Raw genomic sequence first — 20,404 nt, forward strand, 5'->3', positions numbered from 1 at the left:
CGAGACCAATGACCTTCGACCACGACATCAAGGCGACCGTTCGCACCATCCCGGACTACCCGAAGAAGGGCATCCTGTTTCGCGACATCACGACGCTGCTCGCCGATGCCCGCGCCTTCCGCCGTGCGGTCGATGAGCTGGTGCATCCCTGGGCGGGGGCGAAGGTCGACAAGGTCGCGGGCATTGAGGCCCGCGGCTTCATCCTCGGCGGCGCGGTGGCGCATCAGCTCTCGGCCGGCTTCGTGCCGATCCGCAAGAAGGGCAAGCTGCCGCACACCACGGTGCGGATCGCCTACTCGCTGGAATACGGCATCGACGAGATGGAGATGCATGCCGACGCCGTGCAGCCCGGCGAGCGCGTGATCCTGGTCGACGATCTGATCGCGACCGGCGGCACCGCGGAGGGCGCGGTGAAGCTGTTGCGCCAGATCGGCGCCAATGTGGTCGCGGCCTGCTTCATCATCGACCTGCCCGATCTCGGCGGCGCCGCCAAGCTGCGCGCGATGGACGTTCCGGTGCGCACGCTGATGGCGTTCGAAGGGCACTAGCGCTGATCCATCCAACCCGTCGTCCCTGCTCCCGTGCGCAATTGCGCACCAGGCCGGGCCGACGGTCATCCCCGCTGCAGCAGCATGCTCAGCTCGAGATCGCGGAAGGTGGTGTAATTCCGCCGGATCCACTGATGCAGCTCGGTCGATGAGTCCCTCTCCTGGCGCAGATAGCCGGTGAAGGAGAAGGTCAGCCGGTCGATATAGGTCTTCAGGAACACCGGCAGCGCGCGGAAGCGCAGCACCCGGCTGCCGGTCATGACGGGCGGCAACTCGCCGCGCACCACGAATTCATTGTCGATGACGACGAGCGCGTTCGGCGGGATCATGCCCCGCAGCGTCTGGTAGCCGTGCACCGAGGCGCGGTCGGTATCGGCGACGTACAGGATCACGGGCGCGACGCGGCGGCGCAGCGCCTCCTTCATCAGCCCGATCTGGTCGCACATTCTGAAGAATTCGTCGAAGGCGTGGTAGCCGAGGTCGATCACCTTGGCGATGCCGTCATTGACGATGACGCGGTCCATCAGCTGCATCTTGCCGTAGGTGTCGATCACATCAGCGGTTTCCGTGATCCGCGGCAGATAGTCGAGCAGCGACGGCTCCTTCAGATTGATGTCGTAGCAGACGACGTCGCCGTTCTTGAGCAGCAGGAATTCACCGAGCAGCCGCGCGATCAGCGTCTTGCCGACCTGCGGGCGGGGCGAGCAGATGATGTAAACGGGCGTGGACGACATCGACCGCTATATCAGGCCAAATTTTCGCCTAATCCAGCCCCATCGCCGCCCCGGGCGCGACTTTTTTCGCTGCCCCCGGGCGTGACCTTTCGCTGCCCCCGGCGCGATTTTTTCGCTGCCGGGCGCGACTTTTTCGCCGCCCCCGGGCGCGACGTTTCCGCTGCCTTTGCGCGCGGCTATTTTTCGCCCTTGGCCGCCTTGGCGCCGACCAGGTCGGTCAGCTTGATCCGGTCGAACTCGCTCCAGACATTGGCGAGCCAGTGCCGGACATAGCCGCGCAGCACGAAGGAGTAGTTCGCGGCGTCGTCGTTGATGCCCTTGTTGGCAACGAATTTCAGGAACGGAACCGAGGAGACCTCGACCTGCTCGTAGGCCATTTCGTTGAGCTTCGGGATCGTCAGGTCCACGGCGTCCTTGATGCGGTGGAAGTAGGAATTGTAGGTCGCCTGGTCCCACTGGAAGAACTGGGTGTCGTTGATGAAGTTCTTCACCAGGAAATACTTCGCGCCGCTCATGAAGTTGGCGGTCTCGGCGATCTCGTCCAGCGAAGCGATCGACGGGCCCAGGATGTGGAACACGGCGAAGGTAATCTGGCCGGAGCGCGCCGCGTCGAGGAAGCCGATATCGCGCAGCGAGGCCAGCGCGGGCGACAAGAGGCCGGCGCGGACGTCGATCACGGTGACCGAGGAACCGGCGTTCAGCGTATCGAAGATCTTCATCTGGTCCGCGGTCGTCGTCATGTCGACGATCTCGGTGATATCGGGGTGGAAGCGCTTCAGCGTGCCGCGCGGCGACTCGGTGTCGAACGCCCGGGTCTGCACGTTGTTGGCACTGAAATAGTCCAGGAGCGTCCGCGAGACGGTGGTCTTGCCGACCCCGCCCTTGTCAGCGCCCACCACGATCACAACCGGCTTTGCCATGGAAGTCCCTTAAAGCGCGCTCCCGACCGCGATGGCGATCGGCAAGTCCCCACACTGCTTTGGGCGCGAACATGGCAGAAACGAGGGAGAATTCAATTCCATAAGGTGCCCGCATTGGGTTTGGTAGGGATTTCCTTAATGGACTGAGGAGCCTAGGGCACGATCAGCGGTGCCGGCCCCAAGGACCTTGGAGCGGACCCTGAAGAGGACCCAGCGGTCCCAATGGTCCCTGTGCGGGGTTGCTGCCCGGCAGCGGCGGCGGATTGTTCGGTTGTGCAGGCGGCGTGTCGCCCCAAGGGCCGTGGGTTGGGCCATGGGCGACAGGCGGAGGCTGATCGCCCGACACCGACGGCTGGTCCGGCGTTCCCGTCGCGTCCGACGTCTCATCCGGCAGCGCCAGCGGCCCGGGATCGTGGCCGCCGGCAAATTTCACCAGGGCATCGACCCGGGACTTCACCGACGGATGGGTGGCAAACAGGTCGGCGAAACCCTCGCGCGGGTTGTCGACGCAGAGTTCCATCACCGCCGAGGTGGCGCCCGGCAGCTCGCCGCGGTTCTCGATCTTGCGCAGCGCCGAGATCATCGCATCGGGATTCTTGGTCAGCTCGACCGATCCGGCATCGGCGAGAAACTCGCGCGACCGCGACAGCGCGAGCTTGACCACCTGCGACAGCAGCCAGGCCAGCATGATCAACGCGACCGCGATGATGATAACGATGATCGCGCCGCCGCCCGACCCCTTGCTGTCGCGGTCCGACGAGGACGACGACGATCGGGAGGATGACGAGGACGACCAGCCACCTCCGCTGCCGCCGCTCCACGACAGATTTGTGAACACGCGGAAGAACAGCTCGCCGAAGAAGCCGACCACGCCGGCGATGATCACGGCGACCACCATCAGCTGCACGTCGCCGTTCTTGATATGGGTGAGCTCGTGGCCGAGCACGGCCTCGATCTCCTGGTCGTTCAGCGCCTTCAGGAGACCCGTGGTGACGGTGATGGCGTATTGCCGCGGGTTCAAGCCGGTCGCGAATGCGTTCAGCGCCGGGCTGTCCATCACCTTCAGCTTCGGCATCGGGATGCCGCGCGAGATGCAGAGGTTTTCCAGCAGATTGTAGAGCCGCGGCTGCTGCTGCCGCGTCACGCTCTCGCCGCCGGTGACCGCGTCGATCATCTTCTGGTGGAAGAAATAGGCGATCACGATCCAGGCCGCCGCCGCGATCGTCGCCCACGGGAAGGCCGAGACCAGATCGCGCGAGGCAAGGGTCAGGTAGTAATCGGCCGTGCGGCCGCTATCGATCATGACCTCCGCGACCAGCGCGCCGGCATAGACCAGCACGTAGATCAGCAGGAACAGGCCGCCAAGCAGCAGCATCGAACGAAACTTGTTCGATGCGATATGCGTGTAGAGACCATAGGCGGCCATGACGGAGCAGCCTCTCGCCGGCGCGTGTTGCGCCTCAGAACTTCACGCTCGGCGCCGCCTCGACCTCCGTGCGGCTGGCGCCGAGGTCGAAGAAATCCTTGCGGGTGAAGCCGAACATGCCGGCGAACAGTGCGGCCGGCATCTGCTGGATGCCGGTGTTGTATTCCTGGACCGCGTTGTTGAAGAAACGGCGGCTGGCGGCGATCTTGTTCTCGAGATCGGAAAGCTCCGATGCGAGCTGCTGGAAATTGGCGTTGGCCTTGAGGTCCGGATAGGCCTCGGACAGCGCGATCAGCCGGCCGAGCGCGCCGGAGAGCTGGTTCTCCGCCGCCGAGACCTGGGCCGGCCCCTGTGCCGAGATCGCCGAGTTGCGTGCCTTGATGACGTCGTCGAGCGTGCCGCGCTCATGTGCGGCATAGCCCTTCACGGTCTCGACCAGGTTCGGGATCAGGTCGTGGCGCTGCTTGAGCTGCACATCGATGTCGGCAAAGGCCTGGCTGACGCGCTGGCCGAGCGCCACGAGGCGATTGTAGGCGCCGAACGCAAACAGCACGAGAAGGACGATGACGCCGATAACGATCCAGCTGGTCGACATGACAGGGCAGCTCCTGATGGACGAGACGGCGGCACCGTAGCCCAGGATTGGGGCGCAGGGCAGCCCGCCGCGAAAAGGTGGGCATGGATTGGTCGGAGCAGACCGGGATTGGTTCAACATCGTCCGGTGAGGTCGATGTCGTCGTCCCGGCGAAGGCCGGGACCCATACGCCGCGGCCCGTGGAAAAGGCACAAGCAGCGTCGGCTTCGCTTCACAACCGGGATCGGTGGTTATCGGTCCCGGCCTTCGCCGGCACGAAGCAAGTAGCTAAACCGCATCGCCCCAGCGCCAGCGCCGGGCGCTGGCGTAATCTGCCTTGGCGCGGCGGGGCACGCTGGCGAGGACGACGCCCTCGGGCGTGCAGAGCTTGGCCGCAACCTCGACCTTGCCGACATCCGGCTGCGCCAACACGCGCGAGGGCCGGTTCTCAACGCGCGCGCGGCTCAGCGCGACATAGGCGAAGCGCTCGTCCTCGAACGGGGCGTCGGCGCCCTTGACCTGCTTGTGCGCACGCGAGCGTTGCAGGCGCTGCGAGAAATGGCACCAGTCGGGCGCGACCAGCGGGCAGCCGCCGTCATGCGGGCAGGGCGCGACGACGTGGGCACCCGACGCGATCAAGCGTGCGCGGAGTGCGATGATCCGCGCATAGCCCGCGGGCGTGCCGGGTTCGACGACCAATAGCGTATCGCCGGTTTTGGACCACAGCGCATCGGCCAGTGCCGCGCGCTCGGCTTCGCCAAGCTCGCCGATCATGTAGCTGGCGACGACGAGATCGGCCGGGCCGGCCTTGTCCAGCAAGGCGCGGGCCTGGCCGAGTTGGTAGCTGGCGTCGTGCAGGCGAATGCTGCCGTGAAACAGCCCCTCGGCGAGCGTTCGCAACGCGCCATTGGCGTCAAGCAGGGTGAAGCCCTTTAGCGACGCGAACGTCTCCGCTGCGGCCCAGGTCGCGGTCCCGGGGCCGGCACCGACGTCGAGCAGGCTCACCGGCGCAAAATCCGACCGGATCTCCGTCAGTGCATTGAGACTTGCCGCCACGGCCGCATAGGTCGCCGGCATCCGGGCCAGTGCGTAGGCCAGTGCGTCGGTCTCGGTCCGGATCGTCCCGGAGCCGCCGCCCTCGCGATAGGTCCGTGAGATCACGGCGGCGCGGCCGGCGGCGTCGCTCCGCGACAGGCCTTCGAGCCTGGCGTTGAGGGCCGCACGCAGTTCGGCGGGAAGATCGGGTGAGGTCATGGCTTGCCGTCATCCTGAGGTGCGAGCGCTTGCGAGCCTCGAAGGATGGCGATCACGAGTCGTGGCCCATCCTTCGAGACGCCGCGCGAATACGCGGCTCCTCCAGCGACAAAGGCGGAGCCTTTGCGCGGGGATGGCGCCTGAGTGCGTTACGCCACGTTCTGGTCGAGGATATCGACCGCGCCCTGCAGGTCGACCGACACCAGCTGCGACACGCCGCGCTCGGCCATGGTGACGCCGAACAGCCGGTTCATCCGCGCCATCGTGATCGGATTGTGCGTGATGATGATGAAGCGGGTTTCCGTCGACGACGTCATCTCGTTCAGCAGGGTGCAGAACCGTTCGACGTTGTGGTCGTCGAGCGGCGCGTCGACTTCGTCCAGCACGCAGATCGGCGACGGGTTGGTCAGGAACACCGCGAAGATCAGCGCGAGCGCCGTCAGCGCCTGCTCACCGCCTGATAGCAGCGACAGCGTCTGCGGCTTCTTGCCGGGCGGCTTGGCGATGATCTCGAGGCCGGCCTCGAGCGGATCGTCGCTCTCGATCAGATGCAGCGCTGCTTCGCCGCCGCCGAACAGCTCGGTGAACAGCCGCTTGAAGTGGTTGTTGACGGTCTCGAACGAGGTCAGCAGCCGCTCGCGCGCTTCGCGGTTGAGGCTCTGGATGCCCTGCCGCAGCCGCTTGATCGCCTCGACCAGGTCGTCGCGCTCGGTGGTCAGCCCGGTGTGCTGGGTCTCGACTTCCTTCAACTCTTCCTCTGCGCGCAGATTGACGGCGCCCAGCCGCTCGCGGTCGCGGCGCAGCTTCTCGAGTTCTTCCTCGACCTGCGCGACCGGCGGCAGCTCGGCGCCGGGCTCGATCTCGGCCATGCCGACGACCGCGCTCGGCTCGACCTCGAGCATGTCGTGAATCTCGCGTTCGATGTCGGCGAGGCGGCGGCGGGTGCCTTCCATGCGCTCTTCGGCGCGCGCGGTGGCTTCGCGGGAGGACGACAGCGCTTCGAGCGTAGCCTTGGCGACACGATCGGTTTCCGCCATCGCGGCTTCCGCCATCGCCAGCGCGTCGGCGGCGATCCGGCGATCGCCTTCGGCGTGCTCGATCTCCGTGATCAGCGCGCTGCGCTTCTCGGCGAACACTTCCGGCGCATTGGCCAGTTCCTCGCGCTCGGCCGACACCTCGGCGATGCGCTCTTCGATGGTCCCGACCTGCGAGGCGGCGCTGGTCTTGCGGCTCTGCCACTCGTTGCGTTCAGCAACGATTGCCTGCACGCGGCGGTCGGCGAGTTCGGCCTCGCGGGCGAGCGCCTGCGCCTCGGCGCGGACTTGCGCCGCCGCACGGCGCTGGTTGTCGATCTCGGCGCGAACCGCAGCGAGCTGGGCTTCGGTCTCGACACCCGGCGGCAATCCGGACAGCGCGGCAACTGCGCTCTCATGGGCGGCTTCGGCCTCGGCGCGGTCGGCGGCGACACGGCTGTGCGCCTCGGTCAGCGCCGATTTGCGCGCAGAGTGGCGGTTGATCTCGCGTTCGGTCGCGGCATGGCGCTCACGCGCGGCATCGGTCTCGCGGCGGGCGGCACGCACGGCTTCGCGCGAGGCACCCTCGGCGGCGGATGCCGAGCGCAGTTCTTCTTCAGCCGTCTCCAGCGCCTGACGCTTGGCGGCGGCATCGATGCGGGCCTGTTCCAGCTCGTGCTCGATGTCGACCAGGCGGGCGCGCTCGGCGAGGCGGCGCGCCGCACCGGTCGGGGCATGGGCGTCGGCAACAAAGCCGTCCCAGCGCCAGACGTCGCCTTCGAGCGACACCAGCCGCTGGCCGGTCTTCAGCTGCGACACCAGCGCCGCGCCACGTTCCTTGGCCACCACGCCGATCTGGGCCAGACGGCGCGCCAGTTCCGGCGGCGCCTGGACGTGATCGGCCAGCCGCTCGATGCCATCCGGCAGCGCAGGATCGCCCGCGGCTTCGCCGACATTGGTCCAGCGCATCGGCGCAGAGGAATCCACGGGCGCATCGAGGTCGTCGCCGAGCACGGCGCCGATCGCCTTTTCGTAGCCCTTGGCGACGGTGATGCCGTCGATGATCGGCGGCCACAGATTCTTGGTCTCGCTGGTGACGAGCTTGGAGATGGTGCGGGCTTCGGTCTCGAGCCGCTGCACGCGCTTCTCGGCCTCGGCGAGCGGGTTGCGGGAGGCTTCCAGTGTCTGCCGCACGGCGGCGTGGTGCGCCTCGCTGGACTGCACGGCGGCCTCGGATTCGGCGAGCGTCTGCTGCGCCATCTCCATGGCGGCGGCGAGCGCGTCGATGTCGCCGAGATTGCCGGTCTCCTGCGCGAGCTTGGTTTCCTCGGCCTGGACGTTGGCGATCTCCTGATCGAGCCGGGCCAGCCGGTCGCGATGCGTGCGCACGCCGGCTTCGAGCTGGTTGCGCTTGGCGGTCAGGTCGGCGAGCTGCGTGGTCAGCTCGGAGAACTGGCGCTCGGTGGCGGCCAGGATCTCCTCGGCCTCGGAGACGCGCTCGTCGACGCCGGAGCGCTTCTCGACGCGGGACTTGATCTCTTCCTTGAGCTCGGCGTCTTCGGTGTCGAGCCGCTGCAGGGCGATGTCGGCATCGGAGGTCTGCTGCTGTTCGCGCGCGATGTCCTGGGCGAACTGGGTGAGGCGGCGATCGAGCTCGCCGACGCGCTCCTTGGCGCGCTGCTCCTCGCGGTCGAGCATCTCGCGGGCATTGGTCAGGCGCTGCAGGCCGGCAGCGGCGCGCGCCTCGGCATCGCGCAGCGCGGGCAATTCGGTGGCGCGGATCGCCTGGATACGCGCGGCTTCCGCTTGATGCTGGGTGCGTTCCGCCATCTCGCGCACGGCGAGATCATGGGTCTGCGCGGCGTCGTTGACGTCGGCATTGGCCCCGATCCAGCGCAGATGGAACAGCATCGCCTCGGACTTGCGCACCTTGGCCGCGACCTCGCGGTAGCGAATCGCCTGGCGCGCCTGCTTCTTCAGGCCTTCCATCTGGCCGGTGAGCTGGCCGATCACGTCCTCGACGCGGGTGAGGTTGGTTTCGGCCGCCTTCAGCCGCAGTTCCGCCTCGTGGCGACGGGCATGCAGGCCCGCAACGCCGGCGGCGTCTTCCAGCACGCGGCGGCGCTGCTCGGGCTTGGCCTGAATGATCTCGCCGATCTTGCCCTGGTGGACGAGAGCCGGCGAACGCGCGCCGGTGGCGGCGTCGGCGAACAGGATCTGCACGTCGCGGGCGCGCACGTCGCGGCCGTTGATGCGGTAGACCGAGCCGGCCTCGCGCTCGATGCGGCGGGAGATTTCGAGCAGCTGGCTGTCGTTCACCGCGGCCGGCGCCGAGCGATCCGAATTGTCGATCGTCATCACGACTTCGGCGTGGTTGCGCGCCGGACGGTTGCCGGAACCGGCGAAGATCACCGCATCCATGTCGGCGGCGCGCAGCGACTTGTGCGAGGTTTCACCCATCGCCCAGCGCAGCGCTTCGACCAGATTGGATTTGCCGCAGCCGTTCGGTCCGACGACGCCGGTCAGGCCCGGCTCGATCATGAAATCGGTGGGTTCAACGAACGACTTGAAACCGTGCAGGCGGAGGCGCGTGAGCTTCATGTACACAAATCTCGTTTGGCCGGGCGCGAATCTCCCTGCCGTGACAATACCATGGAAGGCAATGTCGGTGTCTGGGGTGAATAGCTGCGTGCAGCTCTCATGAGCGGCGACAATGGCGATGCGAGTGCGTCAGGGCAACCGCTTGACCAAGCTTTTCCCAAGGGATTTGCAAGGGATTTGCAGGGGTTTCATGCTCCCTGCATGTCCTCGAAGATTCGCATCGCGCGAATCAGGTTTTCAACAACCAAATTATGCGACGGCCGCATGCGGTGATCGCAAATCATCCACAATTATCGTGCCGCGACTCGAACGCGGGCACGAGGACGTCAGATTCGCAGGGGCCTGATCAGCTCTTCAGCAGCGGGTCGATGTGCTTGCTGAACTCCTCGAACGAGGTCTCGCCCTTCAGCATCTCGCCATTGACGAAGAAGGTCGGCGTCGAGTTCACCTTCAGCACTTCGTTGGCGTACTTCTGGTCGGCGGCGATCTTGTCGAGCAGCGTCTGATCCTTCAGGCAGTCCTCGACCTGCTGCTGGCTGAGGCCGGCCTGCTTGCCGATCCGCGTCAGCGTCTCGGTGGTGTTCTTGACCACCCAGTCGTTCTGCTGGCGGAACAGGAGGTCGATCACCGCGAAGAATTTCGGCGCGTCGTCCTTGGCGATGCAGCGCGCCAGCATCGAGCCGGCGGCGGCCTTGATGTCGAGCGGGAATTCGCGGAACACGTAGCGGACCTTGCCCGAGTCGATGTAGGTCGACTTGATCTTCGGGAACACGGTCTCGTTGAAATTGGCGCAGTGCGGGCAGGTCATCGAGGCGTATTCGATGATCGTCACCTTGGCGTCCTGCGGGCCGAGCCCCATGTCCGGCAGCGACTGCGGCTTGGCGACCTCGGCGGCGGTCTGCGCGAACGCGTCCGTGATCAGGCGCAGCGGCGACAGTCCGGCGAGGGCGGCAAGCCCGGTCAGCGAGAGAGCGGTGGTGAAAGCGCGGCGCGTGATGATCAAGGTCAGCTCCCGGATTGGCGCATTCACGCCAGATTGAAGGGGGTCCCGAAAAGAAGCCTTCGCTAGCTTGAAACGACCATTGTGGCAATGCCGGGGTCTTGCGGCCGTGCCTGCGAAAAGCGTCAATTTCGCTTGATCGAGGCACCCAGCCGGGCCAGCGCGGCGCGCAGATCGTCGTCCTCGACGGCGTCAAGATTTGCCGCCTCCCGGGCCACGGCTTCGGCGTCTGGCTGGCGCGGCCGGGCGGGGCGGCCGCGGCGCGAAAGCGGCGCTTGGCGGATCGTCAGGCGGCCGACTGCGTGCCAGCCGAAGAAGCGGTTCACCCGCTCCAGGATGACGTCGGAGGAATGCTGGATCTCCAGCGCCATCGGCCCCTCGACCCGCAGCACCAGCGTGGCCGGCTCCTGCGGCTGGCCCTCGACCGGCCGAGGCCACTGGATCTTCAGCGGCTCGCAATAGGCCGCGATCCGCTCGCCAGCGATCTCGGTCCAGCGCGTCACCAGTTCGCGCGCGGCAAAGCCCTGCTTGGCATAGGCGTCGGTGAAGACGTCGCTGAGCAGGATCGACAGGGGCTTTGCGCTGATCGGGCCGGGTCTGGGCATGGGAGGGGTTATAGCATGTTGCAGTTCGCGTAAGGAACGCTCCAGCCGTCATGGCCGGGCTTGTCCCGGCCATCTACGTCTGGACTGACACCACAAAGAAAGACGTGGATGCCCGGGTCAAGCCCGGGCATGACGTGGAGAGATTGGTCCCGTGACCTTAAAGTAGGCCCATGAGCTCTCGCGCCGCCGCCAAAGCGAAGTTGTCCGACCAAACCAACCGCCCGGCGCGGCTGCTGGCCTGGTATGACCGGCATCGCCGGCGGCTGCCGTGGCGTGCAGAGGCGGGGGAGCGGGCCGATCCGTACCGCGTCTGGCTGTCCGAGATCATGCTGCAACAGACCACGGTCAGGGCGGTCGGACCTTATTTCGAGAAATTCCTGTCGCGCTGGCCCGACGTGACCGCACTTGGCCGCGCCGCGCTCGACGATGTCCTCAGGATGTGGGCCGGGCTCGGCTATTATTCGCGCGCGCGCAACCTGCATGCCTGCGCGGTTGCGGTGCTGAACAACCATGGTGTCTTTCCGGACACCGAGGAGGGGCTGCGCGCGTTGCCCGGCATCGGGCCCTACACCGCGGCGGCGATTGCCGCGATCGCGTTCGACCGCCGCACCATGCCCGTCGACGGCAATATCGAGCGCGTGGTCAGTCGGCTCTACGCCATCGAGGAGGCGCTGCCGCAAGCCAAGCCGCTGATCAAGGAGATGGCCGCGACATTGCTCGGCCCGTCCCGCGCCGGCGACGAGAACTCTCGCGCCGGCGACAGCGCGCAAGCACTGATGGACCTCGGCGCCACCATCTGCACGCCGAAGAAGCCGGCCTGCGCATTGTGTCCGCTGAATGACGATTGCGCAGCCCGCGCGCGCGGCGACCAGGAGACGTTTCCGCGCAAGGCACCGAAGAAGAGCGGCACGCTGCGCCGCGGAGCCGCCTTCGTGGTGACGCGCGGCGGCGAGCTCCTGGTGCGTTCGCGCCCGGAAAAGGGCCTGCTCGGCGGCATGACCGAGGTGCCGGGATCGCAATGGCTTGCCGGGCAAGAGGATGCCGCCGCGCTGGCGCAGGCGCCGGAGCTCAAGGGCGTCACGCGCTGGCACCGCAAGACCGGCGTCGTCACCCATGTGTTCACGCACTTTCCGCTCGAGCTCGTGGTCTACACGGCCAATGTTCCGCCGCGGACTCGCGCGCCGGACGGCATGCGCTGGGTGCCGGTGGCGACGCTGGATGGTGAGGCGTTTCCCAACGTGATGCGCAAGGCCATCGCGCACGGGCTGGATATCTAAGGGGAGACGACCTGCTGACACCATGCTGGCAGCAGGTCTCGGCTACGACGTCCGAAACGGAGGCCGCCATGATCGCAACCGCACTCGACCGCATCCCGATGCCGCCAGTCGCAAAGCTGCTGGGTTGGCGCGTGGCTGACGCACGTCCGCAGGACGGCTGGATCAGGATCGTGTTCGACGGCAAGGAAGATTTCTGCAATCCGGCCGGCTTCATCCAGGGCGGCATGCTCTCGGCGATGCTCGACGACACGATGGGGCCGGCGGTGTTCATCGTGACCGAGGGCAGGCTGTTCACCACGACCATCACGATGACCGTCAACTTCCTCGCACCGGCGAAGCCCGGACCGATCACCGGCGAGGCGACGGTCACGCAGCTTGGCAAGACGATTGCCTTTGTCGAGGGCCGGCTGACCGCTGCGGACGGCACATTGCTCGCCACAGCGAGCAGCAGCATCCGCCTGGTGGAAGCGGCGCGGGCGTTGCGGTAGGGCGGCTTGCGCTCAAGCATGTCCCGTCACCCTGAGGAGCGCGCATCGCGCGCGTCTCGAAGGGGCGGCGGCCACCAGACGGGCCGTGCATCCTTCGAGACGCCGCTTCGCGGCTCCTCAGGATGACGGGTAGAGAGCTGCGTCAGCCCGCCCGTTGCACGATCGGCGGCTTGGCGTTCAGCCCCTCGACCTGGAAGCCGGCGACGCGCTTGTAGTTGGCGGCGATGTCTTCCAGCTCCTGCTGCGACAGCACCTCGGTGACGACGCCAAAGCCGTTGGGCGCGCGCTCCTCGACCAGCTGCATCACCTGTTCCGGACCGTTGCGGCGGTTCAGCATCACGAGATCGGTCGTCGCCGGACGCCGCTCGGCCTCGTATGCTGCGAGCGCCCCTTGCGTCGGGCCATGCGCCAAAATCTCACGCGTCAGCGTGCGCGCATCGAGGATCGCCTGCGAGGCGCCGTTGGAGCCGATCGGGTACATCGGGTGCGCGGCGTCGCCCATCAGCGTGACGCGGCCGAAGGTCCATTGCGGAATCGGGTCGCGATCGACCAGCGGATATTCGTAGGCATGCGGGCAGTTCCGGATCAGGCCGGGCACGTCGAGCCAGTCGAAATTCCAGCTCTCGAACCACGGCAGGAACTCGTCGAGCTTTGCCGTGCGGTTATAGTCCTCGCGACGCCACTGATAGGTCGGCGGCATGTGGCGCTCGGCAACCCAGTTGATGTCGAACTTGCCGTCGGCGCCGGCCTCCTTCGAGATCGGATAGCAGACGAATTTCAGGGTCTCGTGGCCGGCCATGATCATGGTGCGGCCGGTCAGGAAGGCATTGCCGCGGGTGATGCCGCGCCACAGGATGCGGCCGTTCCAGATCGGCGGCCCTTCCTGCGGATAAAGCTTCTCGCGCACCGCCGAATGGATGCCGTCAGCGGCGATCAGCACCGCGCCGTCATGGCTGCCGGCGGGCTTGCCGGTCGCCTTGTCGATGAAGTCTGCGCGGACGCCGTCCGCAGTCTCGGTCCAGCCGGTGAGGTGATGGCTGGTCAGGATGTTCGCAGCGCCCAGCCGTTCGGTCGCGGCATCGAGCAGCAGCTGCTGCAACCGGCCGCGATGGATCGAGAACTGCGGCCACTTATAGCCGGCCTCGAGCCCGCGCGGCTCGCTCCAGATCGGCCTGCCGTGCTTGGAGAAATAGGCGAGCTCGCGGGTCCGCACCGCTGATGCGTCGAGCACGTCGTGCAGGCCGAGCTCGATCAATTCGCGCACCGCATGCGGCAGTACATTGATGCCGACGCCGAGCGGCCGCAATTCGGGCACGCTCTCGAAGACGCGGCAGGGCACGCCGATCTGGTGCAGGCTGAGCGCCAGGGTCAGCCCGCCAATTCCGCCACCTGCAATCAGCACAGTCATGAAAAGCCCTCTCGATTGGCCATCGTCATCGCATGGCGGCCCCGCTGCGGGCAAGGTCCACGGCGCTGCGCGGGGTGGACGGCAAGGGGTGCTGCCGCTAACGTCCGCCGCATCTCATAACAAGCCAGGCCGGGTTCGCAACGAACCGACAAGGCCCGCAGAGGACAACGACATGCTCAAGCTCTATACCGCCCCCGGCACCTGCGCGCTCGCGTCCCACATCGCACTGGCCGAGGCCGGCGCGCCCTATTCGGTCGAGCGGCTCGATTTCAAGATCAACCAGCAGAACAGCCCGGAATATCTGAAGATCAATCCGAAGGGCCGCGTTCCGTCGCTAGTGACCGACCGCGGCGTGCTGACCGAGACGCCGGCGATGCTGGCCTACATCGCACAGACCTACCCGCAGGCGAAGCTCGCGCCGTTCGACGACGCCTTCGAATTCGCCAGGCTGCAGGCCTTCAATTCCTACCTCTGCTCGACGGTGCATGTCTGCCACGCCCACAAGATGCGCGGCGCGCGCTGGGCGACGCAGGAGACATCGTTCGCCGACATGAAGTCGATGGTCCCGAAGACCATGGGCGCCTGCTTCAACCTGATCGAGCGCGACATGCTGAAGGGCCCGTGGGTGATGGGCGACAGCTACACGGTCGGCGACGCCTATCTCTATACGCTCACCCTCTGGCTCGATGGCGACGGCGTCGACATCGCGACCCTGCCCAAGGTGAAGGCGCATCGCGCCGCGATGGAGAGCCGCCCTGCGGTGCAGAAGGTGCTGGCCGAGCAGAAGGTGTAAGGCCGCCAATAACTCGGTGTCGTCCCGGGCAAGCGCAGCGCGACCCGGGACAGATAACCCCAATGCTCGTTGTGGCGCAACGCTGGGGCCGCAGCTCACTCTCACAACGCAACCCTGTGGTAATGGCTCCCGGCCTTCGCCGGGACGACGTGTGGAGAGAGCGCATCGCTACACCTTCCGCGTCTCGAGCTCCCGTCCGGTCTCCAGCATCAGCCGGCGCAGCCAGATCGAACCGGGATCCATCTGGGCCCGTGTCGGATAGAACATGTGCTGCTCGTCGATGCCGGGATCGAGCGGCGGCGTCACCGTCATCAGCGATAATTGTTTCGCCAGCGCGGAGATCAGCCGGCGCGGCACGAAGGCGACGAGGTCGGTGCGCGCGGTGACGTGCAGCGCCTCGATATAGCCCGGCACCACCAGCGCGATCCGTCGCTGGATGCCCTTGGCGCGCAGCCAGGTGTCGATCAGATCCTCGTTCTGGCCGCGGATGATCACGGCGACATGCCGCGCGGCGAGGAATGCCTCGCGCTTCCTGAGTTTGACACCGGCGGGATGGCCGCGCCGCACCGCAAGCGCATCGATGTCGGTGTAGAGCCGCTGGCGGTGAAATCCCTTGAAGGAATTGCCGATCGAGATCACGAGATCGATGGTGCGGGCGAAGTCGGGCGTGAAGATCGCCGAGCTCCGCCACGGCACCACGTCGATGGTGACGTTCGGCGCCAGCTGCGTCACCTTCTCCATCAGCCGCGGCATCAGCAGCTCGACCGCTAGGTCGGGCATCATCAGGCGGAAATGCCGCTCGCTGCGCGCGGGGTCGAAATCATCGGATACGAACAGTGTGCGCACCTGGTCGAGCGCCTGTGCCAGCGGTGAGCGCAGCGCCTGTGCCCGCGGCGTCAGCTCCATCCGCGCGCCGTTGCGCACCAGCAGCGGATCGCCGATCAGGTCGCGCAGCCGCTGCAAGGCGTGGCTGGTCGCCGGCTGCGACAGATTGAGCCGCATCGCGGCGCGGCTGACATTGGCATCGCGCAGCAGCGCGTCGAGCGCGACCAGCAGGTTGAGGTCAAGCGAATTCAAATTCATCAGGTGAATATATATCATACCACCTATCGATTGGAAGAATGTGCGCCGGCGCCGCATGATTGGGAGGCGAGGCGTTCTCACGCGCAGCAAATAGCGCTTCGCGTGAGGAAATGCCTGAAATCAGAGCCAATCCATCACAAGGAGACGCGCCATGAGCGCAGCCGACAACAAGAAACTGGTGCAGGAGATATTCGCGATCGCAGGCGATCCCGATCCCGCGGTGCGCGAGAAATCGCTGCTGATGGCCAGTCTCGCCGACGACGCGATCTGGACCGTGACCGGGCAATATTCCTGGTCGCGCACCTTCACCGGCAAGCAATCGATCATGAACGACCTGCACGGCCACGTCCGCTCCAGGCTGGTGGAGCGCGGCCGCACCATCGCCCATCGCTTCATCGCCGACGGCGACATCGTCGCGGTCGAGGCCAAGGGCAACAACCTCACCAAGGAAGGCCAACGCTACGACAACGACTATTGCCTGGTGTTTCGCTTCGACGGCGGCCGGATCAAGGAAATCCGGGAATATTGCGACTCGGTGCTGACCGAGAAGGCGCTCGGTCCGTTTCCGGCGGCCGCGGTTCGCGCGGCGGGTTGAAGCACTGACGGCTGCGGTCGCGGCAGCGCGGGCTTGGATCCGGCAGCGGCGTGGGAACCGGCGTGCATGGCGGCAGCTTGCTGCCATGAGTGAACGTGAGCTGCAGGACATCGGCGTCTGCCGCGCCGACATCTCGCATCATGGCCGGTACGACAACGGCGGGCTCTACTGGCCGCCGTAAGATGCGAAAATGGGCAGGGTGGGCAACGCGCAAGCGCGCCCACCCTGCGCAGCGTTCAGGGATGGCTTACGCCACCTTCGACTTGAGGTGGCCGAACATGATGTCGCGGGCCGCATCGTCCATCTCGGTCTTGAAGGTGTGCTTGTCCTTCAGCGCGATCGCGCGCGCCGCCGCCGGCCGCGCCGAGATCTCGTCGACCAGCCGCTTCACGTTCGGATATTTGGCGTAGCCTTCCTCGCCGAGGATGAACGGCGCCATCCGCGCCCAGCCCCAGAACGCCATGTCGACGATCGTGTAGCTGTCGCCGACCATGTAGCGCGATTTCGCCAGGTGATCGTCGAGGATCTTGTAGTGGCGATGCGCCTCGTACTGGTAGCGGTTGTTGGCGTAGTCGAGATCCTTCGGCGCGAAATGCTTGAAGTGCACCGCCTGGCCGGAATACGGGCCGAGCCCGGTCGCGATGAACATCAGCCAGGACAGCGTCGCGGCGCGGTTGGCCGGCGTGTTGGCGGGCAGGAACTTGCCGTTCTCCTCGGCGAGGTAGAGCAGGATGGCGTTGGAGTCGAACACCAGCACCCCGTCATCGTCGATCGCCGGCACCTTGCCGTTCGGATTGACCTTGAGGAATTCCGGCGCGAACTGCTCGCCCTTGCGGGTGTCGACCGGGATCGCCTCGAACGGCAGGCCGGATTCTTCCAGGAACAGGGCGACCTTGTTCGGGTTCGGCGCGCCATTGAAATAGAATTTGATCATGAAGGGACTCCCTTGGTTCTTGTGACCGGCGAGATCGGGACGCGGCGGGGAACGGCCGCTTGGCCCCTCATGCGCAAAATTCGCTGCAATGCGCAAGCGACGAGTTTGTGAATCAGGGTCGCGTGGCGCGCTGATCAGCCGGCCCAGAAGAAGCCCAGGATACCCGCGACGATCAGCGCGACGCCCGCGACGTCCAGCACGGCGGCGGAGCGGGTCGCGGCGTGCAGGTTGGAAAGCTGCGTCGCGCGCTCGGAGCCGCGGGCATAGCCGTGCACGATGACGCCTTCATTGAATTCGCCGTGCGCCTCGAGGGCGAGCGTCAGGCCGACGCAGACCAGCAGGATGCCGAAAATGATCAGGCCGAAGAATCCGAGCAGGCCGATCAGCAGCATCGGAAACATGCCGAGCAGGAAGACCGGCAACAGCGGCACCAGCAGCAAGGTCTCGGATTGTCTTCGCATCGGGCGACCAATCGAAACGGGCAAGTGACGGAGGTCAGTGTAGGCCGGCCGCCGCGGCGCAACAAGGCGGGCCATGTTCAAGACGGCGTCATCGACCTCGTCATTCCCCGATGCGCAATTGCGCATCGGGGAATGACGAAGGAAGGATAATCCGGATCGCGCGGCGGGCCTCAGCCCACCGCCATCTCGGAGCGGATCTCGGCGCGCAGTTCGTCGATCAGCCGCAGGCCCGTCTTGGTCTCGACGTGCCAGAAGGTCCAGCCGTTGCAGGCGCCGGAGCCTTGCGCGACCGCGCCGATGCGGTGGATCGAGCCGACCTTGTCGCCGAGCATGATGGCGCCGTCGGCGCGCACCAGTGCGCCATGACGCTTCTTGGCATCGACCAGCCTCGCGCCTGGGACGATCATGCCGCGTTCGATCAGTTCGGAGAACGCCACCCGCGGCGCCTCGCGCGCGGTCATGAACGGCGCCAAGGTCTCGGCCGGCAGCGGCTCGATCGCGGCGATTCGCGCTTCGGCGGCAGCGGCATAGGTCCGGTCGCGCTCGAAGCCGATATAGTTGCGGCCGAGGCGCTTGGCCACGGCGCCGGTGGTGCCGGTGCCGTTGAACGGATCGATGACGAGATCGCCGGGCTTCGACGACGACAGCAGCACGCGGGCGAGCAGCTGCTCGGGCTTCTGCGTCGGATGGACCTTCTTGCCGTCGTCGCCCTTGAGGCGTTCCTCGCCGGTGCACAGCGGGATCAGCCAGTCGGAGCGCGCCTGCACGTCCTCATTGGACGCCTTCAGCGCTTCGTAGTTGAAGGTGTAGCCCTTTGCCTTCTCGTCGCGCGCGGCCCAGATCATGGTCTCGTGCGCGTTGGTGAAGCGGCGGCCGCGGAAGTTCGGCATCGGATTGGACTTGCGCCACACGATGTCGTTCAGGAGCCAGAAGCCGAGGTCCTGCATGATCGCGCCGACGCGGAAGATATTGTGATAGGAGCCGATCACCCAGAGCGTTGCCGACGGCTTCATCACGCGGCGGCAGGCGAGCAGCCAGGCGCGGGTGAAATCGTCATAGGCAGCGAACGACGAGAACTTGTCCCAGTCGTCGTTGACGGCATCGACATGCGATTCGTCGGGGCGCTTGAGATCGCCCTTGAGCTGCAGATTGTAGGGAGGATCCGCGAAGACCAGGTCGACCGAGCCGGCCTGAAGCTTCGACAACTCGGCCACGCAATCGCCAATGACGATGTGGCTCGACGGGGCACTCTCAAATTTAGTGCGGGGCGCCCTTGCAGACGCCCCGCGACGCGACACTACCATGACTCAAGAACTCTGACTCAGGCGACGCTGTCGGCGACGCGGGACTTAACAACCGACTGGCGCCACATTGACCCGGCAAAGTAAAAATCGACTTAATTGGAAATGTTCATGCAAAAGATTGCAGCAGCTTTCGAACGGCATGGCGCATTGTCGTTTGCGTTGTGCTGCAACATCAGCGCGTTCGCCGAAAAATTTTGCGGATCATCAAACCGGCACGATTCGGCCGGTAAATTGGCCGCTGCTTGCAGTGGTCCGCAGCCCGAAGGATGCACGTCTAACGACTAGGCAATTTTTGCCGGGCAGGATATTGATTAACAGAATGGAAATTTTAGGTTGGAGTGTCCCGCATTGGGGCGCCGACTGGAATGAAGGGAAACCGCCATGCGCTATGATGATTTCCGCCGCAGCGACGACATCGAAGACCGTCGCGACGACAGCGGAGGCGGCGGCGGTGGTGGCGGCTTCGGAATTCCGATGGGCGGCGGCGGGCTCGGCATCGGCACGGTCATCGTGCTCGGCCTGCTCGGCTATGCCTTCGGCATCGATCCGCGCATCCTGATCGGCGGCGCCGAGATTCTCACCGGCGGCGGGCAGGCGCCGACCTATCAGACCGATCGGCAGTCGTCGGGCGGGCAGGCCAAGCGCGGCGCGCCGACCGACGAGATGGGCAGCATGATCGCCGGCATCCTCGGCGAGATCGACGATCGATGGAGCGAAATCTTCCAGGCCAGCGGCCAGACCTACACCGGTCCGAAGATCGTGCTGTTCCGCAACGCCACCAATGGCGGCCGCTGCGGCATGGCGCAGTCGGCGATGGGACCGTTCTACTGCCCGCCGGACAAGACCATCTTCCTCGACACCGGCTTCTTCCGCGAGGTCGAGACGCGCTTCCGCGGCTGCTCGGGCAACGCCTGCAAGTTCACCGCGGCCTATATCATCGCGCATGAGGCCGGCCATCACATCCAGAACCTGCTCGGCATCATTCCGCGCGTGAACCGGTTGCAGCAGCAGGCCGGCAGCAAGGCCGAGGCCAACGCGCTTCAGGTCAAGGTCGAGTTGCAGGCCGATTGTCTCTCCGGCGTCTGGGTCAACCGCGAGGAGAAGAAGCGGCCGGGCTTCCTTGAGGCCGGCGACATCGACGCTGCGCTGACCACGGCGAACGCGATCGGCGACGACACGCTGCAACGGCAGGCGACGGGCAGGGTGGTGCCTGATTCCTTTACCCACGGCTCCGCCGCGCAGCGCAAGCAATGGTTCATGACCGGCTACCAGCAGGGCACCGTGCAGGCCTGCAACACGTTCGGAGGCGGGTAGCGACGCTCTCGTGCCCCGGATGCAGCGCAGCACCAAGTGATGCGCTGCTGGTCCGGGGCCCATCGTGGAGTG

21 protein-coding genes and 1 pseudogene are annotated in these 20,404 nt (G+C 66.1%); 9 read left to right on the plus strand and 13 right to left on the minus strand.

What is annotated here, in order from left to right; all coding sequences use genetic code 11:
• The first annotated feature begins 8 nt into the window (after window positions 1-8).
• Entirely contained in the window at window positions 9-548 is a 540-nt protein-coding gene (locus ACE10Z_RS09300) for an adenine phosphoribosyltransferase (RefSeq protein WP_074131621.1), read from the plus strand.
• A gap of 65 nt (window positions 549-613) precedes the next feature.
• On the opposite strand, the gene ACE10Z_RS09305 is transcribed toward ACE10Z_RS09300, so the two are convergent.
• The 8 genes from ACE10Z_RS09305 to ACE10Z_RS09340 form a co-directional block, all read right to left on the minus strand.
• Window positions 614-1,282 carry a hypothetical protein gene (locus ACE10Z_RS09305; protein ID WP_375787658.1) on the minus strand — a complete coding sequence of 223 codons (669 nt, stop codon included), beginning with the start codon at window positions 1,280-1,282 and terminating at the stop codon, window positions 614-616.
• Window positions 1,283-1,458: 176 nt separating this feature from the next.
• Entirely contained in the window at window positions 1,459-2,202 is a 744-nt protein-coding gene (locus ACE10Z_RS09310) for a hypothetical protein (protein WP_092124553.1), read from the minus strand.
• A 163-nt stretch (window positions 2,203-2,365) separates the two neighbouring features.
• Window positions 2,366-3,628, minus strand: coding sequence for a M48 family metallopeptidase (locus ACE10Z_RS09315; RefSeq protein WP_375787659.1), 1,263 nt, complete (start codon window positions 3,626-3,628; stop codon window positions 2,366-2,368).
• Window positions 3,629-3,662: 34 nt separating this feature from the next.
• Window positions 3,663-4,223 (minus strand): LemA family protein, encoded by a 561-nt coding sequence (locus ACE10Z_RS09320; RefSeq protein WP_092124555.1) that lies wholly within the window; start codon window positions 4,221-4,223, stop codon window positions 3,663-3,665.
• 267 nt (window positions 4,224-4,490) lie between these two features.
• Window positions 4,491-5,456 carry a small ribosomal subunit Rsm22 family protein gene (locus ACE10Z_RS09325; RefSeq protein ID WP_375787660.1) on the minus strand — a complete coding sequence of 322 codons (966 nt, stop codon included), beginning with the start codon at window positions 5,454-5,456 and terminating at the stop codon, window positions 4,491-4,493.
• Window positions 5,457-5,605: 149 nt separating this feature from the next.
• Window positions 5,606-9,070 (minus strand): chromosome segregation protein SMC, encoded by a 3,465-nt coding sequence (smc, locus tag ACE10Z_RS09330; RefSeq protein WP_375787661.1) that lies wholly within the window; start codon window positions 9,068-9,070, stop codon window positions 5,606-5,608.
• 346 nt (window positions 9,071-9,416) lie between these two features.
• Entirely contained in the window at window positions 9,417-10,073 is a 657-nt protein-coding gene (locus tag ACE10Z_RS09335; protein WP_176533148.1) for a DsbA family protein, read from the minus strand.
• 122 nt (window positions 10,074-10,195) lie between these two features.
• Complete coding sequence (locus ACE10Z_RS09340; RefSeq protein WP_375787662.1) at window positions 10,196-10,675, minus strand: DUF721 domain-containing protein; 480 nt, start codon at window positions 10,673-10,675, stop codon at window positions 10,196-10,198.
• Window positions 10,676-10,845: 170 nt separating this feature from the next.
• On the opposite strand from ACE10Z_RS09340, the gene mutY reads away from it, so the two are divergent.
• Entirely contained in the window at window positions 10,846-11,952 is a 1,107-nt protein-coding gene (gene mutY / locus ACE10Z_RS09345) for an A/G-specific adenine glycosylase (protein ID WP_375787663.1), read from the plus strand.
• Window positions 11,953-12,020: 68 nt separating this feature from the next.
• Window positions 12,021-12,440, plus strand: coding sequence for a PaaI family thioesterase (locus ACE10Z_RS09350; RefSeq protein ID WP_375787664.1), 420 nt, complete (start codon window positions 12,021-12,023; stop codon window positions 12,438-12,440).
• A gap of 142 nt (window positions 12,441-12,582) precedes the next feature.
• On the opposite strand, the gene ACE10Z_RS09355 is transcribed toward ACE10Z_RS09350, so the two are convergent.
• Entirely contained in the window at window positions 12,583-13,848 is a 1,266-nt protein-coding gene (locus ACE10Z_RS09355) for a flavin-dependent oxidoreductase (protein WP_375787665.1), read from the minus strand.
• Window positions 13,849-14,020: 172 nt separating this feature from the next.
• Here ACE10Z_RS09355 and ACE10Z_RS09360 point away from each other — a divergent pair, with 172 nt between their 5' ends.
• On the plus strand, window positions 14,021-14,641 hold the full coding sequence (locus ACE10Z_RS09360; protein ID WP_375787666.1) for a glutathione S-transferase family protein: 621 nt from the start codon (window positions 14,021-14,023) through the stop codon (window positions 14,639-14,641).
• Window positions 14,642-14,809: 168 nt separating this feature from the next.
• Here the strand turns inward: ACE10Z_RS09360 and ACE10Z_RS09365 are convergent, their stop codons facing one another.
• The gene (locus tag ACE10Z_RS09365; protein ID WP_375787667.1) at window positions 14,810-15,724 is read right to left on the minus strand and encodes a LysR family transcriptional regulator; all 915 of its coding nucleotides are present in this window, start codon (window positions 15,722-15,724) and stop codon (window positions 14,810-14,812) included.
• Window positions 15,725-15,875: 151 nt separating this feature from the next.
• Here ACE10Z_RS09365 and ACE10Z_RS09370 point away from each other — a divergent pair, with 151 nt between their 5' ends.
• The 3 genes and pseudogenes from ACE10Z_RS09370 to ACE10Z_RS09380 all read left to right on the plus strand — a co-directional run bounded on the left by ACE10Z_RS09370 (window position 15,876) and on the right by ACE10Z_RS09380 (window position 16,500).
• The gene (locus ACE10Z_RS09370) at window positions 15,876-16,319 is read left to right on the plus strand and encodes a nuclear transport factor 2 family protein (RefSeq protein ID WP_375787668.1); all 444 of its coding nucleotides are present in this window, start codon (window positions 15,876-15,878) and stop codon (window positions 16,317-16,319) included.
• Window positions 16,320-16,356: 37 nt separating this feature from the next.
• Window positions 16,357-16,404: pseudogene (locus ACE10Z_RS09375) on the plus strand (hypothetical protein); the annotation flags it as partial.
• The gene (locus tag ACE10Z_RS09380) at window positions 16,405-16,500 is read left to right on the plus strand and encodes a DUF1127 domain-containing protein (RefSeq protein ID WP_375787669.1); all 96 of its coding nucleotides are present in this window, start codon (window positions 16,405-16,407) and stop codon (window positions 16,498-16,500) included.
• Window positions 16,501-16,566: 66 nt separating this feature from the next.
• Here the strand turns inward: ACE10Z_RS09380 and ACE10Z_RS09385 are convergent, their stop codons facing one another.
• The 3 genes from ACE10Z_RS09385 to ACE10Z_RS09395 form a co-directional block, all read right to left on the minus strand.
• Window positions 16,567-17,253: a glutathione S-transferase family protein gene (locus ACE10Z_RS09385; protein ID WP_212315537.1), complete on the minus strand. Its 687-nt coding sequence runs from the start codon at window positions 17,251-17,253 to the stop codon at window positions 16,567-16,569.
• A gap of 134 nt (window positions 17,254-17,387) precedes the next feature.
• On the minus strand, window positions 17,388-17,714 hold the full coding sequence (locus ACE10Z_RS09390; protein WP_375787670.1) for a hypothetical protein: 327 nt from the start codon (window positions 17,712-17,714) through the stop codon (window positions 17,388-17,390).
• Window positions 17,715-17,884: 170 nt separating this feature from the next.
• Window positions 17,885-19,018: a site-specific DNA-methyltransferase gene (locus ACE10Z_RS09395; RefSeq protein WP_375787671.1), complete on the minus strand. Its 1,134-nt coding sequence runs from the start codon at window positions 19,016-19,018 to the stop codon at window positions 17,885-17,887.
• A 108-nt stretch (window positions 19,019-19,126) separates the two neighbouring features.
• Here ACE10Z_RS09395 and ACE10Z_RS09400 point away from each other — a divergent pair, with 108 nt between their 5' ends.
• A complete protein-coding gene (locus ACE10Z_RS09400) occupies window positions 19,127-19,303 on the plus strand; it encodes a hypothetical protein (protein ID WP_375787672.1) in 177 nt (58 codons plus the stop codon).
• A gap of 96 nt (window positions 19,304-19,399) precedes the next feature.
• Entirely contained in the window at window positions 19,400-20,332 is a 933-nt protein-coding gene (locus tag ACE10Z_RS09405) for a neutral zinc metallopeptidase (RefSeq protein ID WP_375787673.1), read from the plus strand.
• Window positions 20,333-20,404 lie beyond the last annotated feature (72 nt).

It is taken from the genome of Bradyrhizobium sp. Pha-3 (assembly GCF_042258615.1).
Lineage (GTDB): Bacteria > Pseudomonadota > Alphaproteobacteria > Rhizobiales > Xanthobacteraceae > Bradyrhizobium.

Coding starts and splice junctions, on each gene's coding strand:
- ACE10Z_RS09385 (WP_212315537.1), bottom strand. CDS start 17,253: ATGATCAAATTCTATTTCAATGGCGCGCCGAACCCGAACAAGGTCGCC.
- ACE10Z_RS09400 (WP_375787672.1), top strand. CDS start 19,127: ATGCAAAAGATTGCAGCAGCTTTCGAACGGCATGGCGCATTGTCGTTT.
- ACE10Z_RS09310 (WP_092124553.1), bottom strand. CDS start 2,202: ATGGCAAAGCCGGTTGTGATCGTGGTGGGCGCTGACAAGGGCGGGGTC.
- ACE10Z_RS09325 (WP_375787660.1), bottom strand. CDS start 5,456: ATGACCTCACCCGATCTTCCCGCCGAACTGCGTGCGGCCCTCAACGCC.
- ACE10Z_RS09315 (WP_375787659.1), bottom strand. CDS start 3,628: ATGGCCGCCTATGGTCTCTACACGCATATCGCATCGAACAAGTTTCGT.
- ACE10Z_RS09365 (WP_375787667.1), bottom strand. CDS start 15,724: ATGAATTTGAATTCGCTTGACCTCAACCTGCTGGTCGCGCTCGACGCG.
- ACE10Z_RS09360 (WP_375787666.1), top strand. CDS start 14,021: ATGCTCAAGCTCTATACCGCCCCCGGCACCTGCGCGCTCGCGTCCCAC.
- mutY (WP_375787663.1), top strand. CDS start 10,846: ATGAGCTCTCGCGCCGCCGCCAAAGCGAAGTTGTCCGACCAAACCAAC.
- ACE10Z_RS09380 (WP_375787669.1), top strand. CDS start 16,405: ATGAGTGAACGTGAGCTGCAGGACATCGGCGTCTGCCGCGCCGACATC.
- ACE10Z_RS09305 (WP_375787658.1), bottom strand. CDS start 1,282: ATGTCGTCCACGCCCGTTTACATCATCTGCTCGCCCCGCCCGCAGGTC.
- ACE10Z_RS09355 (WP_375787665.1), bottom strand. CDS start 13,848: ATGACTGTGCTGATTGCAGGTGGCGGAATTGGCGGGCTGACCCTGGCG.
- ACE10Z_RS09300 (WP_074131621.1), top strand. CDS start 9: ATGACCTTCGACCACGACATCAAGGCGACCGTTCGCACCATCCCGGAC.
- ACE10Z_RS09390 (WP_375787670.1), bottom strand. CDS start 17,714: ATGCGAAGACAATCCGAGACCTTGCTGCTGGTGCCGCTGTTGCCGGTC.
- smc (WP_375787661.1), bottom strand. CDS start 9,070: ATGAAGCTCACGCGCCTCCGCCTGCACGGTTTCAAGTCGTTCGTTGAA.
- ACE10Z_RS09350 (WP_375787664.1), top strand. CDS start 12,021: ATGATCGCAACCGCACTCGACCGCATCCCGATGCCGCCAGTCGCAAAG.
- ACE10Z_RS09395 (WP_375787671.1), bottom strand. CDS start 19,018: ATGGTAGTGTCGCGTCGCGGGGCGTCTGCAAGGGCGCCCCGCACTAAA.
- ACE10Z_RS09340 (WP_375787662.1), bottom strand. CDS start 10,675: ATGCCCAGACCCGGCCCGATCAGCGCAAAGCCCCTGTCGATCCTGCTC.
- ACE10Z_RS09320 (WP_092124555.1), bottom strand. CDS start 4,223: ATGTCGACCAGCTGGATCGTTATCGGCGTCATCGTCCTTCTCGTGCTG.
- ACE10Z_RS09405 (WP_375787673.1), top strand. CDS start 19,400: ATGCGCTATGATGATTTCCGCCGCAGCGACGACATCGAAGACCGTCGC.
- ACE10Z_RS09370 (WP_375787668.1), top strand. CDS start 15,876: ATGAGCGCAGCCGACAACAAGAAACTGGTGCAGGAGATATTCGCGATC.